Source organism: Variovorax sp. V116 (assembly GCF_041154435.1).
GTDB classification, from domain to species: Bacteria; Pseudomonadota; Gammaproteobacteria; order Burkholderiales; family Burkholderiaceae_C; genus Variovorax; species Variovorax paradoxus.
In genome coordinates this window covers 251,190-266,098 of the sequence record NZ_AP028662.1, presented here as the reverse complement: position 1 = coordinate 266,098, position 14,909 = coordinate 251,190, and the positions used below count along the sequence as shown (strand labels likewise).

16 protein-coding genes are annotated in these 14,909 nt (G+C 67.1%); 12 read left to right on the top strand and 4 right to left on the bottom strand.

The annotated features are described in order from the left end of the window. The first annotated feature begins 55 nt into the window (after positions 1-55). The 10 genes from ACAM58_RS27235 to ACAM58_RS27190 all read left to right on the top strand — a co-directional run bounded on the left by ACAM58_RS27235 (position 56) and on the right by ACAM58_RS27190 (position 9,669). Entirely contained in the window at positions 56-982 is a 927-nt protein-coding gene (locus ACAM58_RS27235) for an SMP-30/gluconolactonase/LRE family protein (RefSeq protein ID WP_027730812.1), read from the top strand. Positions 983-1,117: 135 nt separating this feature from the next. Next, complete coding sequence (locus ACAM58_RS27230; RefSeq protein WP_018905968.1) at positions 1,118-2,248, top strand: saccharopine dehydrogenase family protein; 1,131 nt, start codon at positions 1,118-1,120, stop codon at positions 2,246-2,248. A gap of 97 nt (positions 2,249-2,345) precedes the next feature. Further along, complete coding sequence (locus ACAM58_RS27225) at positions 2,346-4,097, top strand: thiamine pyrophosphate-binding protein (RefSeq protein WP_369664967.1); 1,752 nt, start codon at positions 2,346-2,348, stop codon at positions 4,095-4,097. Positions 4,098-4,158: 61 nt separating this feature from the next. After that, positions 4,159-5,415, top strand: a complete 1,257-nt coding sequence (locus ACAM58_RS27220) for an NAD(P)/FAD-dependent oxidoreductase (protein ID WP_369664966.1) — start codon at positions 4,159-4,161, stop codon at positions 5,413-5,415. A gap of 330 nt (positions 5,416-5,745) precedes the next feature. Then, positions 5,746-6,486 carry a transporter substrate-binding domain-containing protein gene (locus tag ACAM58_RS27215; RefSeq protein ID WP_369664965.1) on the top strand — a complete coding sequence of 247 codons (741 nt, stop codon included), beginning with the start codon at positions 5,746-5,748 and terminating at the stop codon, positions 6,484-6,486. Positions 6,487-6,495: 9 nt separating this feature from the next. After that, positions 6,496-7,290, top strand: a complete 795-nt coding sequence (locus ACAM58_RS27210) for an amino acid ABC transporter permease (protein ID WP_015865644.1) — start codon at positions 6,496-6,498, stop codon at positions 7,288-7,290. Between the two features lies 1 nt (position 7,291). Then, positions 7,292-8,092 (top strand): amino acid ABC transporter ATP-binding protein, encoded by an 801-nt coding sequence (locus ACAM58_RS27205; RefSeq protein ID WP_018905964.1) that lies wholly within the window; start codon positions 7,292-7,294, stop codon positions 8,090-8,092. Then, positions 8,092-8,478: a GFA family protein gene (locus ACAM58_RS27200; protein WP_369664964.1), complete on the top strand. Its 387-nt coding sequence runs from the start codon at positions 8,092-8,094 to the stop codon at positions 8,476-8,478. The genes ACAM58_RS27205 and ACAM58_RS27200 overlap by 1 nt, the downstream gene beginning before the upstream one ends. 38 nt (positions 8,479-8,516) lie before the next feature. Beyond that, positions 8,517-8,978 carry an Lrp/AsnC family transcriptional regulator gene (locus tag ACAM58_RS27195; protein WP_015865647.1) on the top strand — a complete coding sequence of 154 codons (462 nt, stop codon included), beginning with the start codon at positions 8,517-8,519 and terminating at the stop codon, positions 8,976-8,978. Positions 8,979-8,991: 13 nt separating this feature from the next. Next, positions 8,992-9,669, top strand: coding sequence for an aspartate/glutamate racemase family protein (locus ACAM58_RS27190; RefSeq protein ID WP_369664963.1), 678 nt, complete (start codon positions 8,992-8,994; stop codon positions 9,667-9,669). Between the two features lies 1 nt (position 9,670). Here ACAM58_RS27190 and ACAM58_RS27185 read toward each other — a convergent pair whose 3' ends face one another. After that, positions 9,671-10,597, bottom strand: coding sequence for a LysR substrate-binding domain-containing protein (locus ACAM58_RS27185; RefSeq protein ID WP_369664962.1), 927 nt, complete (start codon positions 10,595-10,597; stop codon positions 9,671-9,673). Positions 10,598-10,737: 140 nt separating this feature from the next. On the opposite strand from ACAM58_RS27185, the gene ACAM58_RS27180 reads away from it, so the two are divergent. Continuing rightward, positions 10,738-11,145: a RidA family protein gene (locus ACAM58_RS27180; protein WP_018905960.1), complete on the top strand. Its 408-nt coding sequence runs from the start codon at positions 10,738-10,740 to the stop codon at positions 11,143-11,145. Here the strand turns inward: ACAM58_RS27180 and ACAM58_RS27175 are convergent. Next, entirely contained in the window at positions 11,102-11,872 is a 771-nt protein-coding gene (locus ACAM58_RS27175) for a FadR/GntR family transcriptional regulator (RefSeq protein WP_307594563.1), read from the bottom strand. The two genes, ACAM58_RS27180 and ACAM58_RS27175, sit on opposite strands and share 44 nt — an antisense overlap. 91 nt (positions 11,873-11,963) lie before the next feature. On the opposite strand from ACAM58_RS27175, the gene ACAM58_RS27170 reads away from it, so the two are divergent. After that, positions 11,964-12,650, top strand: a complete 687-nt coding sequence (locus tag ACAM58_RS27170) for an RraA family protein (protein ID WP_018905955.1) — start codon at positions 11,964-11,966, stop codon at positions 12,648-12,650. Between the two features lie 35 nt (positions 12,651-12,685). On the opposite strand, the gene ACAM58_RS27165 is transcribed toward ACAM58_RS27170, so the two are convergent. Continuing rightward, a complete protein-coding gene (locus ACAM58_RS27165; protein WP_015865653.1) occupies positions 12,686-13,372 on the bottom strand; it encodes a GntR family transcriptional regulator in 687 nt (228 codons plus the stop codon). Between the two features lie 74 nt (positions 13,373-13,446). Continuing rightward, positions 13,447-14,901, bottom strand: a complete 1,455-nt coding sequence (gene hydA / locus ACAM58_RS27160) for a dihydropyrimidinase (RefSeq protein ID WP_369664961.1) — start codon at positions 14,899-14,901, stop codon at positions 13,447-13,449. Positions 14,902-14,909 lie beyond the last annotated feature (8 nt).

Here is a 14,909-nt window from a genome sequence, read left to right as displayed (position 1 = left end):
ACGCGCCGCACCTTCCTTCACACCCTGCGGCGCCGGCGCCGCGACGGAGACTCCCTTGTTCCTTCTGCACCCCCCCGAAATCCGAGAACTCGAAGTGTTCACGCGCATGCCCGACGCCCTGCGCCGCCGCGAGTCCAGCGCCTGGGCCGACGCCAACCGCGGCGGCCAGGCCACCGACTCGTTTCTCGAGGGGCCGGTGTTCGACGAGGCCGGCAACCTCTACGTGGCGGACATCCCGTTCGGCCGCGTGTTCCGCATCGATCCGGCCGGCGCGTGGACCCCGGTGGCCGAATACGACGGCGAGCCGAACGGCATGAAGTTCCTGGATGCGCACACGCTGCTCGTCGCCGACTACAAGAACGGCCTGATGCGCATCGACGTGCGCAACGGCGCCGTCACGCCTCACCTGCAGCGGCGCAACACCGAGCGCTTCAAGGGCGTGAACGACCTGGTGCTGGACGCGCAGGGCAACATCTACTTCACCGACCAGGGCCAGACCGGGCTGCACGATCCCACGGGCCGCCTCTACCGGCTGCGGCCGGACGGCCAGCTCGATCTGCTGCTGGGCAACGTGCCCAGCCCGAACGGCGTGGCGCTCTCGCCCGACGGCAAGCTGCTCTATCTCGCGGTGACGCGCGGCAACTGCGTGTGGCGCGTGCCGCTGCTGGCCGACGGCAGCGTCGCCAAGGTGAGCCAGTTCTTCACCTCGTATGGCCCGAGCGGGCCTGACGGCCTGGCGGTCGATGCGAAAGGACGCGTGGTCATCGCCAACCCGGGCCTGGGCTACGTCTGGCTGCTGAACGCGCGTGCCGAGCCGATCGTCGTTCTTCGAGGACCGGCGGGGGCTTCCACGACCAACCTTGCCTTCGGCGGCAAGGAACGCAGCACCCTCTACGTGACCGATTCCACCCACGGGAACATCCTGATGGCGCAGCTGGACGCGCCGGGATTGATGCTGCACCGCGGGCGGCACGGAGCCTGAGTCCTCCGAAACGTCACGCGGCTTCGTCGAAACGTCGAGAAGACTGCCGCCTTCGCCGTTCTGCTCTCTACCGCCTGCCAGCCTTCGCTTCTACATTTTCTCTACGGAGCCGCGGCTCTTTCCTGGAGAAACAAAATGTCGAAGCTGCAAGTCAAGAATGTTCTGGTGCTGGGTGCGGGCAAGGTGGGCAGCACGGTGGCGGACATGATCGCCGAATACCACCGCATCCCGGTGACGCTGGCCGACCAGCGCGCCGGCGCGCCGTCCAATGATCCACTGGTGCGGCAGATCACGCTGAACGTGGAGGACGAGGCAGCGCTGGCCGGCGAACTGGCCGCGCACACCGTGGTCATCAATGCGCTGCCGTTCTTCCTGGCCGCGCGCGTGGCCACGCAGGCGGCGCGGCTGGGCGTGCACTACTTCGACCTCACGGAGGACGTGGCGGCCACGCATGCGATCCGCCAGCTTTCCGACGAAGCCACGTCGGTGCTGATGCCGCAAAGCGGCCTCGCGCCCGGCGTGATCGGCATGCTCGGCGGGCACCTCGCGGGGCACTTCGACGAGCTCTACGATCTGCGCCTTCGCGTCGGCGCGCTCACGCGCAATGCCACCAACAGCCTGCGCTACAACTTCACCTGGAGCATCGACGGCGTCATCAACGAATACTGCAACGCCTGCGATGCGATCGTGAACGGCCAGCTCGTGTCGGTGCAGGCGCTCGAGGGCCACGAGACCTTCACGCTCGACGCCGAGGCCTTCGAGGCCTTCAATACATCCGGCGGACTGGGCACGCTGTGCGAGACGCTGCGCGGCAAGGTGCGCAACCTCGACTACAAGACCATCCGCTATCCGGGCCACCGCGATGCGATGAACTTCCTCTTGCACGACCTGCGCCTGATCGAGCGTCGCGACCTGCTGCGCCAGGTGCTCGAGCATGCGGTGCCGCACAGCCGCGAAGACGTGGTGATCGTGTTCGCGTCGGCCTCGGGCATGCGCGGCGGCCGCTTCGAGCAGGAAACCCGCCTGGGCCGCGTGTTCGGCGCCAGGCTTCGCGGCAAGGACCGCACCGCCATCGAGCTCACCACGGCGGCCGGCGTGGTCGGGGTGTTCGAGCTGCTGCAGCAGGGCAAGCTGCCCCGCGCCGGCTTTGTCGGGCAGGAGCAAGCGCCGCTCGAGGCCTTTCTCTCCACGCGCGTGGGCCACTACTACCAGGGACTCGGCGTGAGCGCCTCCAGCCCTTCGCAGCAGGAGCTCGCTGAAGCCTGAGCCTGAGTGCTTCGCGCAAGCCGCGGCCGGGGAGCGCAAGGCCCCGGCCCGCCCCTGTCTCTCTTTCTTCTTTTTCAATCCGGACTGGAGTTTTGCCATGCGTGGTGCAGACGTGCTCGTGCAGATGTTGATCAACTACGGCGTCGACGTGCTTTTTGGCGTGCCCGGCGACACCAACGTGCCGTTCTACGAGGCGCTGCAGCGCCGCCAGGGCGACATCGAGCACGTCATGGCCCGCGACGAGCGCTCGGCCGGCTACATGGCCGACGCCTATGCGCGGCTGACCGACAGGCCCGGCATCTTCGAATGCCCCTCGGGCGCCGGCGCGATGTACTCGCTGCCGCCGTTGGCGGAATCGAATGCTTCTTCGGTGCCGGTCATCCTGCTGACCATCGACTTGCCGCTGCCCGGCGAAGGCCGCGGCATGATCACCGAGCTCGACTGCGCCAGGCTGTTCGAGCCCGTCACCAAAATGTCGGTGCAGGTGAAGTCGCCCGAAAAGCTGCCCGAGATCGTTCGCCGCGCATTCCGCGTGGCCTGCTCCGGCACGCCCGGCGCCGTGCACCTGCAGATCCCGGAAGACATGCTGCTGGCGGAGATCGACCCCGACACCATCTCGCTGCACGCCGAGCCTGAATGCAGGACCTTCCCGGCCTTTCCGATGGCGCCAGCGCCCGGCAAGGTGGGCGAGCTTTTCGCGCTGCTGCGGAAGGCCTCGAGGCCGCTGTTCGTCGCGGGCGGCGGCGTGAATCGCTCCTGCGCCGGCAGCGCGCTCACCGAGGTGGCCGCGAAGCTCAACGTGCCCGTGGTCAACACGATCACTGGCCAGGGCGCGCTGCCCGACGACCACCGCCTGGCGATCGGCGTCATCGGCGACAACGGCTTTCATCCGCATGCCAACCGCGCGCTCGAGGAATCGGACCTGGTGATCTTCGTCGGCTCGCGCATGGGCTCCGTCGTCACCGTGGGCTGGACCTTCCCCAAGTCGACGCTCAACAAGCGCGTGGTGCAGATCGACATCAACCCCGAGCGCCTTGCCAACAACTACGAGAACCTGCTGTCGATCGCCGCGGATGCGCAGCTGGTCCTCACGCAGATCCTGGACGAAGCGCCCGTCGATTTCGATGGCTCGAAACACACGCCCTGGGTCGACCATCTCAACACCTACCGCGCGAACTTCTGGGACCATGCCGAAGGCGTGCTCTCGCTGGACGACGTGCCGCTGCGGCCCGAGCGCGTGGTGCGCGAATTCGGCAAGCAGCTGGAGAAGTACGGCCAGGCCGTGCACATTCTTTCGGATGCCGGCACGCCCACGCCCTACATGACGCGCTTCCTGCGCATCGGGGACCGTCGCACGCGCTTCGTCATTCCGCGTGCCTTCGGCGGCCTGGGCTCGGCGATTCCCGCGGTGGTCGGCGCCTGGTATGCCGACAAGACGCGCCGGCCGATCGGCATGTTCGGCGACGGCTCTTTCAACATGGCCGTCGGCGAGCTCGAGACGCTGGTCCGCAAGAAGGTGCCGGCGCTGCTGATGCTCTTCAACAACGGCTGCTTCGGCTGGATCAAGGGGCTGCACCGGCTCAAGGGCCACGACGAATGCTTTGGCGTGGATTTCCTGCCGCCGCGCGGCCAGGCCATTGCCGAGGCCTTCGACATCAAGGCCTGGACAGCCGCCACGCCCGGCGAACTGATGCAGGCGCTCGATGAAGCCTTCGCCTATGACGGCCCCTGCCTCATCGACATCCACATCGAATCGCTCGCGGACCGCGTGCCGCCCGTGTATTCATGGCTCGCGAAAAAGAAGCTCGATCCGCTGGCGCTGGCGCCGGAAGACGTGGCCTATCTGTAGACCCGCTCGCGGCGCCGGCGGTTCGCGATAGACTTTTCGGCGAATGAACCGATTGGCCTGAATGAAGAACACTGTTGCCGTGCTCGGCGCCGGCATCGTCGGCGTGTCGTGCGCCCTCGAGCTCCAGCGGCGGGGTTTCGACGTGACGGTCTTCGACCGCACCGCCCCGGGCCGCGAAACCTCCTACGGCAATGCCGGCGTGATCGCCCGCAGCTCGCTGATGCCGTTCAACCATCCGGGGTTGTGGTCCTCGCTTCCCAGGCTGCTGAAGAACAGCTCTGCGGGCTTTCGCTACAACCCGCTTCTCCTCGCGAAGAACCTGCCATGGGCGCTGAAGTTCCTGGCCAATGCGCGCGCGGCGGTCTTTCATGAAACGACCGCGGCGCTCGATGCCCTGATCCGGCTTTCGACGTCGGAGCACCTGCGGCTGCTGGGCGAAGCGGGCGCGGCGCACCGCCTGCGCACGAACGGGTGGCTCTTTCTCTACCGCAGCGAGCAAGGCTTTCTCGGCGGCCAGCTCTCGCGGGACACTTTCAAGAAATTCGGCATCGCGACGCAGGTGCTCGATGCGCGAGAGCTCGCGCAGCTCGAGCCGCATCTGAAGCCGCTGTTCCCGCGCGCGCTGTGGATCCAGGACACGGCGTCGGTGGACAGCCCTGGCCAGGTGGTCGAGGCCTATGCCAGGCTTTTCACCGCGCGCGGAGGCCGCATCCGGCAGGCATCGATCGGCGGCCTGCGCCGACCGGATGCAGGCGATGCCTGGCAGGTGACCGAAGACGCCGGTACGGTCCACGAGGCCTCGCGCGTCGTGCTCGCGCTGGGGCCTTGGAGCCGGGAGTTCGCGAAGAAAGCCTTGGGCCTGTCGGTGCCGATGGCGTACGAGCGCGGCTACCACATGCACTACGGGGCCGCCGGCGGCGCCTCGCTCGGGCGGCCGGTCTACGACACCGGCGGCGGCTATGTGCTGTCGCCGATGGAACAAGGCCTGCGCCTGTCCACCGGCGTGCAATTGACCGATCGCGAGGCGCCCCGGAACCTCGCGCAGCTCGACCTGGCCGAGCGCGCGGCGCGCGAGGCGTTTCCGCTCGAGGAGCGCCTTGACAAGGAAGCCTGGCTCGGCAGCCGCCCCACGCTGCCGGACAGCCGCCCGGTGATCGGCGAATGCCCGGGCCGCCCAGGCCTTTGGCTCGCCTTCGGCCACCAGCACATCGGCTTCAACACCGCTCCCGGAACGGCCGCGCTCCTGGGCGCGATGATGGCCGGCGAAGCCTGCGCCTTCGATCCCGCGCCGTTCCGGCCTTCACGGTTCCTGGGCTGAAGCCGCCCGGGGCGCACCGATCTGGCACCCGGGGCGTGCCCATGGTGCGACCCGGACATTCAAGCGCCGCCCAACGGAATCGGTCGTTTCGCATGCCCAGGATGACGGTATGACGAAAACTTCGCGCGATCCTGACGAAGTGCCGCATTGCTCGTGACTATCATGGCTCCTAGACTTCATTCGCGAGTCGAAGCCTTCCTTCTTATTCAAATGGCGAGCTTTTTGCTTGGAGACCCCATGACTACAAAACGAGCGATCCTTCGCACCCTCCTCGCGCTGACGAGCGCATGCACCCTCACCCTCAGCGTCGCCCAGGAGCCGGAAAGCTCGATGACCCGCGTCCAACGGACCAAGGTCCTGCGGGTGGGCGCGATCGCCGGGGCCATTCCGTACTTCAGCAAGGACCTGGTCTCGGGCAAGTGGGAAGGCTTCGGGCCCGACTTCTCCGAGAGCCTGGCGAAGAAGTTCGGCGCCAAGGTCGAATACGTGGAAACCACCTGGGGCAACGCGGTGCTCGACCTGCAGTCGAACAAGATCGATGCGATGTTCGGCATGGCGCCGACGCCGGCGCGCAAGGAGGTCGTGAACTTCTCCGACACCCTGTTCGACAACACCTACACCGCCGTGTGCAAGAAGGGCTTCCCGACCAAGACCTGGGAGCAGCTGAACGCACCCGAGAACAAGATCGTGGTCGACGTGGGCTCCAGCCACGACCAGCTCGCCACGCGCATCCTGCCGAAGGCCGATGTCCAGCGGCTGGAGAACTCGGGCTCCGCAACGCTCGCGCTGCAGGCCGGCCGCGCCGACTGCCAGATCCTGGTGATCCTGCTGGCGCAGCCGCTGCTGGCCAAGCGCGCCAACGTGGGCGTGATGCAGATCCCCACGCCGATCTACACCGCACCCGTGAGCATCGGCCTGCGCAAGGAAGCCGATCCGGCCATGCAGACAGCCGTCAACGCCTGGCTGGGCGAGGTTCGCGCCAAGGGCGAGGTCCGCAGCGTGATCCTGAAGAACATGGAAAAACTCGCCGGCGTTCCGGCCAGCGCCTTCCCGTCCGAAATCAAGTTCTGAGGCCGGGCCATGGAATACGCCGAATCGCAGGGGGCGCCCCGCTCGCGCTCCCGCCTGGGCATGGCCCTGATGGTGGTGCTAGCGCTGGCCGGCGCCTGGGCGCTGGTCAAGCACTTCGCAGGCGCCAGCGCGGCCTCCGCGGGCTACGACTGGGATTTCGCGGTGCTCTGGAAGTACCGCTCGCTGCTCATCAGCGGGCTGCTCTACACGCTGCTGTTCACGGTGGTCTGCGTGGTGCTCGGGCTGCTGGTGGGCGTGGTCACCGGCCTGGGGCGCCTGTCCACCAACCCGTACATCACCGCGCCGCTGCGCGCCTACATCGAGGTGTTCCGGTGCACGCCGGTGCTGGTGCAGCTCGTGTGGTTCTACTACGCGCTGCCCGTGCTCACCGGCCTCGAACTCTCGGCCACGGCCGCCGCCACCCTGTGCCTGACGCTCTACGGCGGCGCGTTCTATTCGGAGATCGTGCGCGGCGGGATCATCTCCATCGAGGCCGGCCAGACCGAGGCCGGCAAGGCGCTGGGCATGACGCGCCTGCAGCTGCTGCGCCGCATCCTGCTGCCGCAGGCGTTCAAGAAAATGGTGCCGCCGCTGATGAGCCAGTCGATCATGCAGCTGAAGAACACCTCGCTGCTCTCGGTGCTGGCCGTGCCGGACCTGCTGTACCAGGGCCAGGTGATCGCGCACGACACCTATCGGCCGCTGGAGCTCTACACCTTCATCGCCATTGCCTATTTCGCCGTGCTGCTGCCCATCACGATCTGGGCCAAGCGCATGGAATACGGCGTTGCCAAGGAAGCCTGACATGACGACACCCACCGTGATCGAGATCGCAGGCCTTCGAAAGTCCTTCGGCGCCCACGTGGTCCTCAAGGACATCTCGCTGAAGATCGAACGCGGCCAGGTGGTCGCGATGATCGGGCCTTCGGGTTCCGGCAAATCCACGCTGCTTCGCTGCATCAACCTGCTGACGGTTCCGGACGGCGGACGCATCGCCGTCGGCGACCAGGCGATCCAGTTCAGCGGACGCGACACCGCGCTGCCGAACGAGCGCAAGCTCGCCAAGTTCCGCGCCTCCACCGGCATGGTGTTCCAGCACTTCAACCTGTTCCCCCACATGACCGCGCTGCAGAACGTCATGGAAGGCCCGGTCACCGTACTCAAGACGCCCAAGGCCCAGGCAGCGGCCGAGGCCCGGGCACTGCTGCAGAAGGTGGGGCTGCTCGAGCGCGCCGACTACTACCCCGACAAGCTCTCGGGCGGGCAGAAGCAGCGCGTGGCCATCGCCCGCGCGCTGGCCATGAAGCCGAACGTCATGCTTTTCGACGAGGCCACCTCGGCGCTGGATCCCGAGCTCGTCGGAGAAGTGCTGACCGTCATCAAGGGCCTGGCGAAGGAAGGCATGACCATGATCCTGGTCACCCATGAGATCGGCTTTGCGCGCGAGGTGGCGGACCAGGTGATCTTCATGCGCGATGGCGTCGTCGCGGAATGCGGGCCGCCCGGCATCGTCATCGACAACCCGCAGCAGGAGTCGACGCGCGCGTTCCTCGGCCGCTTCAAGGCGTCCGCCGGCACGGCCGAACCCGCTGCTGTCCTCGCCTAGTGAGCGGCGAGGCTCCTTCCGAAGAAGCCTGCGCGTGGCAGCAGGGGCGCTGCCACTGCGGCGCGGTGCGCTTCGAGTTCTTGCTGGCGTCGCACAAGGGCGTGAGCTGCAACTGCAGCTATTGCGTGCGCAAGGCGGCGCTGCACCACCGCGTGCCGGCCGGCAGCTTCAGCCTGCTCGCGGGCGCGGAGCAGCTGTCGAGCTACCGCTTCGGCACGATGCGCGCACGCCATCTCTTCTGCAGGACCTGCGGCATTCATACGCACTGCCATCCGCGATCGGCCCCCGGCGAGGTCAATGTCAACCTGCATTGCGTCGATGCGCTGCAGGACGTGCGCATCGAGCTTTCCCTGCACGACGGCCGCGGCTGGGCCGCAGTGCCGTAGCATGCGGGCCAAACGCCAGAACTTCATGAGACAACGCGATGGATGGAAGACTTGACGACCTCGACCGCCACCTGCTGAGCCTGCTCCAGGCCAATGCCAGGGAGCCCGCCGCCAACCTGGCGCGAAAGCTCAAGATCGCGCGCACCACCGTGGTCGCGCGCATCGCCCGGCTCGAGCGCGAAGGCATCGTGGCGGGCTATGGCGTGCGCCTGGGCCACAAGCTCGAGCATGCGGCCGTTCGCGCGATCTGCGGGCTCAGCGTCAATGCCAAGAATGCGCCCGCGGTGATCCGGGCACTCGAGCGCGTGCCCGAAGTCGAGGAGCTCTCGGCCGTGAGCGGCCAGTTCGACTACATGGTCTTCCTGCGCTGCGACACGCCCGAAAAGCTCGATGTCCTGCTCGACCAGCTCGGCCAGTTGGAGGGCATCAACCAGACGCAGACCTCCATCGTCCTGAGCCGGAAGATCGACCGGCGCAGCGCCCTTCCCTCGGTCTCCTGATTTCTTGTTTGAGATGAACGCCGCTGCGCCTGGCTTTCTCGGTGTGCTGATGCTCGACACGCGCTTTCCGCGGCCGCCGGGCGATGTCGGCAACGCGCAGACCTATGCGCGGGCCGGCATCCCGGTGCGCTTTCTCACCGTGCAGGGTGCGTCGCCCAGGCGCATCGTCGAGGAAGCCGATCCGCGACTGGTCCAGCCTTTCGTCGACGCCGCGGTGCGGCTGGCCGCGGAAGGCGCGTCGATGATCACCACCAGCTGCGGTTTCCTGGCTGCCTACCAGGACGTGCTCTCGCAGGCGGTGCCGGTGCCGGTGCTGACCTCGAGCCTGCTGCAGGTGCGGCACTGCGCCGGTCCCGGCATCGTCACCTTCGATGCGCAATCGCTGACGCCGCAGATCCTGCAGGCTGCCGGCGTGCCCGCGGGAACGCCCGTCATGGGCGTGCGCCCGGGCTGCGAATTCCATCGCCGCATCCTGGACAACGACACCGTGCTCGACCTTGCCGAAGCGCAGCGCAATGTCGTCGAGGCGGCGGTGCGCCTGGTGCAGGCCTTCCCTTCCGTCGAGCGCATCGTGCTCGAATGCACGAACATGCCGCCCTACCGGGAGGCCGTGGCTGCGGCGGTCGGGCGCGAAGTGCATGACATCGAGACGATGATCCTGGAGGCCTGGCGAGCGCAGACGCCGGCGTGAATCACGCCTCGCCCAGCGCAGCAATCGGCGCATGCAGCGCCATCAGCTCGTCGATCCAGTCGATGAACACGCGCAGCTTCGCGCTGGCATGCCGGTTCGGCGGGAACATCACGTACATCGGCATCGCGCCGCAGTGCCAGCCCTCGAACAGCGGCACCAGCTCGCCCTGGGCCACGTGGGGCGCGGCCATGTAGTGCGGCAGCCAGAGAACGCCCATGCCCGCCACGCCGGCCGCGAGGTAGGCATTGCCGTCGTCGACCGCGACCACATGGCGGCCCTGCAGTTCGATGTGCTCGGCGCCACGCTGCATGCGCAGCGCCGCGACCTTGCCGCTGCGCGTGCTCAGGTAGCCCACGATGCGGTGGTGGGTGCCCTCGAGCTCGCTCGGGTGCGCGGGTGTGCCGGCACGTTCCAGGTAGCACGGCGCCGCAAAGACACCGAGCCGCAGCTCGCCCACGCGGCGCGCCGTCAGCGATGAATCGGTGAGCTCGCCGCCGCGCAGCACGCAATCGACGTTGTCGCCGATCAGGTCGACCATGCGGTCGCTCACGCCGAGTTCGAGCTGGATCTCGGGATGGCGCGCATGGAACGCCGGCAGCGCAGGCACCAGGATCATGCGGGCGAACGGGGTGGGCACGTCCACGCGCAGGCGCCCCCGCGGCGAGGCCGAGGTGCCCAGCAGGCTGGCGTCCGCATCCTCCAGGTCGGCCAGCAGCCGCACCACGCGGTCGTAGTAGGCCGCGCCCTCGGCCGTGACCCTGACCTGGCGCGTCGTGCGGTTGAAGAGCCTCACGCGCAGCCGCGCCTCCAGTTGCTGGACCAGCTGCGTCACGGTGGTCTTGCTCATGTGGAGCGTCTGCGCCGCCTTGGTGAAGCTGCCCGCCTCCACCACGCGGGCGAAGGCCTGCAGCGCATCGAATCGGTCCATCTCTGTGCCTCGGTCGATTGTTTGGGCTGAGCAAACAGTCATTGTGCGTCCTGCCTGTTTATCTGGCGGCCGCGCGCTTCTAGAGTCCATCGATCGCAACCTCCCTTTCCAAGAAAGAAAGAAAGAAAGAAAGCCGAACCATGTCCGCACGCAACGTTGTCTTTCCCGCCGGCCGCCAGGCGCTCTATGAGCGCAACCGGTATTCGCCAGCCATCCGCTCCAACGGTTTTCTGTTCGTGTCGGGGCAGGTCGGCAGCCGGCCCGATGGCTCGCCGGAGCCCGACCTGGAGGCGCAGGTCCGGCTCGCGTTCGACAACCTCAACGCGATCCTCTCGGCCGCGGGCTGCAGCTTCGACGACGTGGTCGACGTGACGGTCTTCATCGTCGACCCTGAATCGAAGTTCGAAACCATCTGGAAGGTGGTTGGGGAATATTGGGGCGAGGCGCCGCACCCGACGCTGACGGGCATCGGCGTGACCTGGCTCTATGGCTTCCAGTTCGAGATCAAGGTGATCGCGAAGCTTCCGGACGAGCGCGCGGGCGGCTGACGGACGGTCTGCCCTGGACCGGGAGCACCCTCAGCGCACTCTCCATGTGCGAGAGCATGCATCGGCTCGCACCTTCTGCATCCCGGTTGCCGATTCGCTCGACGAGTTCGACGTGGGCATCCTGCACCTGTTGCAGGCTTGCTTGCGTCTTGCGCCGTTCCATGCCCTGGCGCGCCTGCGCTTCCAGCGAGGCCCGGATCGAGCCGATGATCTGGAACAGCAGCAGGTTTCCGCTCGCCCGCGAGATTTCCAGGTGCAGCTCCATATCGAGCGACGCGTACGCCGCGGGACGGCGAAGCTGCGCCTGCATCCGGATCACCAGGTCAGACATCCGGGCCAGTTGCTCCGGCGTGCGGCGAAGCGCTGCCAATGCAGCAGCGCGGCCCTCGAGGCTTGCCCGCACGTCCATCAAGTCCTCCGTGGAATTGTCCAGAACCTGCACGGCGCGCGAAAAGTAGACGGCCAGCGCAGTCGCGTCCAGCTCGCGGCGAATCGTCGGGCTCTTGCCGTTCGAAATGTCGATCACGCCCAAGCCCTTGAGGGTTCTCAGCGCCTCGCGCACGACGGTTCGGCTCACTCCGAGCAACTCACCCAGGCGCGCTTCCGAAGGCAGCGATGCTCCCGGGCCGAGCTTCGCGTCCTGTATGCGCTGCAGAAGGCTCTGAACGGCCTGCTCTGCAAGGGAAGTTCTCTCCAGTCGGCCCAGGACGAAGGGGTGTGCGGTCATGCGTCGTCTCCTTACCTATCATACAGGTGGACAGGTTGTGCACGCGTGCCGCCATGGGTCCAATCCGCATTTCTTCAGGAGGCAAGAAGCAATGTGGAAAGACGATGACGAACTGTTCGCCCTGATGCGCGCGCGCCTGTTCCCTGCGGTGGTCGGCGACATCCTCGACACCCTGGGTTTCATGCACCAGTTCCTGCCCCCGGCCATCAAGCCGGTCGAACGCTCCATGGTCGTGGCGGGCCGCGCCATGCCCGTGCTGGAGACCCACTGCTTTGCGCGCTCCGAACCCGAGGGCAAGTCGCCGCTGAGCCGGCAGGCTTTCGGTCTGCTTTTCGAGGCGCTGGACGATCTCGCGCCGAACGAGGTCTACGTGGCAACGGGGTCGGCTCCCGAGTTCGCGCTGTGGGGAGGCCTGATGACCACGCGCGCCCTGCATCTGAAAGCAGCCGGCGCCGTTCTGGACGGGTATTCCCGCGATACGGCGGAGGTGCTCGAACTCGGCCTCCCGGTGTTTTCGCTTGGCGGCTATGCCCAGGACCAGGGCCCGCGAGGCAAGGTCGTCGACTATCGCGTGCCGGTGGAGATCCGGGGAATTCGAGTTCGCCCCGGCGACATCGTCTTCGGCGACCAGGACGGTGTGCTGATCATTCCGCGCGAGGCGGAGAAAGAGGCGATCAGCCTCGCGCTGGAGAAGGCCGACACGGAAAGCAGCGTGAGAAAAGCCATCAAGAACGGCATGAGCACGGTCGAGGCGTTCAAGACCTTCGGGGTGATGTGAGGAGGGGCGGCCGCACATCGGCCGCACCGGCGCCATCAACCGACGATCGCGCGCTTGACGTCCTCCTGAAGGCTGCGCAAATGCGCGCACATGGCGTTGCGTGCCAGCGCCGGATCGCGGGCACGCAGCGCATGGATGATCTCGCCGTGCTCGTCGTGGTTTTCGCGCTGGCGATGCAGCGGGCTGTGCAGCCGGAACAAGCGCGCATTCACGCGCAGTTCCTCGACCAGCCTCGGCAGCACGACATTGCCGCTGGCCGCTGCAATGAGCAGGTGGAAGCGGTCATCGAAATGCCAGTGCTCGGTCTCGTCATGCTCACCGGCGTCCAACGACTTCAGGTCGGCCTCGAGCGCATCGATCTGCGCGTCGCTGATCTTGTCGATGGCGAGCACGATGGCTTCGCCCTCGATGATCTCGCGGGCTCGCATGCAGTCGAAGTATTCCTTGGTGCCCAGTGCGCGCACCGCATAGGAACGCGCATCGCGGCGCACCAGCAGCCCTTCGCCGGCCAGGCGCACCAGCGCCTCGCGCATCGGCGTGCGCGAGATCCGGAGTTCTTCCGCGAGCCGGCCTTCCTGCAGGGGACTGCCGGCCGAGATCTGGCGATCCAGGATCAAGGTGCGCAGGCGCGCATAGGCCTGTTCGGCCAGGCTGGCAGAGCGCACCTCGAGCGGTGCGATGGTGATGGTGGCGGGTTGGGCCGGACTGGGAAGACTGGGCATGCGACGACAAAAAAAGGTTTCCACAGACGGTGCCGAAAAAGCTTAGCAGGCTGCCCGCCGTGGGACGAATGGTCTCACAGCCATTTGTCCAGCGGACTGCCGGCGTTCGGCGTGCGCGGCCGCAGGCAGGGCTGGAACTGCCCCGAGCCGGGTTCGGCCGAAAAGACGCCGTCCTGCCACACCACCCGCCCGCGCGAGACCGTGACTGCGGGCCAGGCCCGCAGCCGCATGCCTTCGTACGGCGTGTAATCGGCTGCGTGATGGAGCATGTCGTTGGCGATGACCTTCTCGCTTCCCGCTTCGAAGACATCCCAGACGACGAAGTCGGCATCGCCGCCCACGGCGATCGTTCCCTTCTTCGGATACAGGCCATACATGCGCGCCGGGTTGGTGGCCGTGAGCTCGACGAAGCGGTGCACGTCGATGCGCCCGGCCAGCACGCCCTCGCTCATCAGCAGCGGCATGCGCGTCTCGACGCCGGGAATGCCGTTGGGAATGCGATCGAAGGAAGCGTCGTCGCCGGCCACGCGCTTGCCGTCGGGGCCGTCGATGTTGAACGGCGCATGGTCGGACGAGAACACTGTGAAGAGGCCGCTCGCCAGGGCGTTCCAGATGAACTGCTGGTTGGCCTTGTCGCGCGGCGGCGGGCTGCAGATGCAGCGCGCACCGTGCATGGGATCGTCGGGATCGATGCCCAGGTCTTCCGCGCTCAGGAACAGGTACTGCGGACAGGTTTCGGCAAAGATCGGCAGCCCGCGCCCGCGCGCCCAATGGATCTGCTCGACGGCCTCGCGGCCCGAAACATGCACGATGAGGACCGGCGTGTCGATCAGTTCCGCCAGCGCGATCGCGCGGTGCGTGGCTTCGCGCTCCACGGCCATCGGCCGCGAACTCGCGTGGTAGCGCGGTGCGGTGAGGCCCGCGTCCAGCAGCTGCTCGGTGAGCCAGGCGATGCAGTCGCTGTTCTCCGCGTGGATCATCGTCATCGCGCCCTGCCGGCGCGCCACCGCCAGCACCTCGATGATCTGGCGATCGTCCAGCTTCAGGTCCTCGTAGGTCATGTAGATCTTGAACGAGGTGTAGCCCTTCTCGATCAAGGCGGGGAGCTCGCGCTGCGTCACGTCCCGGGTGGCGTCGGCGACGATCAGGTGAAAGGCGTAGTCGATCACCGCCTTGCCGTCGGCACGGCGGTGGTAGTCGTCGACCGCGTCCTGGATGCTGCCGCCCTTTTGCTGCGCGGCGAAAGGCAGCACGGTGGTCGTGCCGCCGCAGGCCGCCGAGCGCGTTCCGGTGAAGAAGTCGTCGGAGAAGCGCGAGCCGTCGCCGGTGGGCTGGTCGAAGTGGCAATGGCCGTCGACGCCGCCGGGCGTGACGAGCCGGCCGGCCGCATCGATCTCGCGTGCCGCACTGCCGTCGAGCTGCCGGGCGATGGCGCTGATGCGTCCGTCGCGAACGCCGATGTCGGCGCGGTAGCGGTCGCCCACGGTGGCGATGTCGGCGTTGCGAAGGATCAGGTCGTAGTGCTGCATGACGGGCT

Coding starts and splice junctions, on each gene's coding strand:
- ACAM58_RS27230 (WP_018905968.1), top strand. CDS start 1,118: ATGTCGAAGCTGCAAGTCAAGAATGTTCTGGTGCTGGGTGCGGGCAAG.
- ACAM58_RS27225 (WP_369664967.1), top strand. CDS start 2,346: ATGCGTGGTGCAGACGTGCTCGTGCAGATGTTGATCAACTACGGCGTC.
- ACAM58_RS27220 (WP_369664966.1), top strand. CDS start 4,159: ATGAAGAACACTGTTGCCGTGCTCGGCGCCGGCATCGTCGGCGTGTCG.
- ACAM58_RS27215 (WP_369664965.1), top strand. CDS start 5,746: ATGACCCGCGTCCAACGGACCAAGGTCCTGCGGGTGGGCGCGATCGCC.
- ACAM58_RS27210 (WP_015865644.1), top strand. CDS start 6,496: ATGGAATACGCCGAATCGCAGGGGGCGCCCCGCTCGCGCTCCCGCCTG.
- ACAM58_RS27205 (WP_018905964.1), top strand. CDS start 7,292: ATGACGACACCCACCGTGATCGAGATCGCAGGCCTTCGAAAGTCCTTC.
- ACAM58_RS27195 (WP_015865647.1), top strand. CDS start 8,517: ATGGATGGAAGACTTGACGACCTCGACCGCCACCTGCTGAGCCTGCTC.
- ACAM58_RS27190 (WP_369664963.1), top strand. CDS start 8,992: ATGAACGCCGCTGCGCCTGGCTTTCTCGGTGTGCTGATGCTCGACACG.
- ACAM58_RS27185 (WP_369664962.1), bottom strand. CDS start 10,597: ATGGACCGATTCGATGCGCTGCAGGCCTTCGCCCGCGTGGTGGAGGCG.
- ACAM58_RS27180 (WP_018905960.1), top strand. CDS start 10,738: ATGTCCGCACGCAACGTTGTCTTTCCCGCCGGCCGCCAGGCGCTCTAT.
- ACAM58_RS27175 (WP_307594563.1), bottom strand. CDS start 11,872: ATGACCGCACACCCCTTCGTCCTGGGCCGACTGGAGAGAACTTCCCTT.
- ACAM58_RS27170 (WP_018905955.1), top strand. CDS start 11,964: ATGTGGAAAGACGATGACGAACTGTTCGCCCTGATGCGCGCGCGCCTG.
- ACAM58_RS27165 (WP_015865653.1), bottom strand. CDS start 13,372: ATGCCCAGTCTTCCCAGTCCGGCCCAACCCGCCACCATCACCATCGCA.
- hydA (WP_369664961.1), bottom strand. CDS start 14,901: ATGCAGCACTACGACCTGATCCTTCGCAACGCCGACATCGCCACCGTG.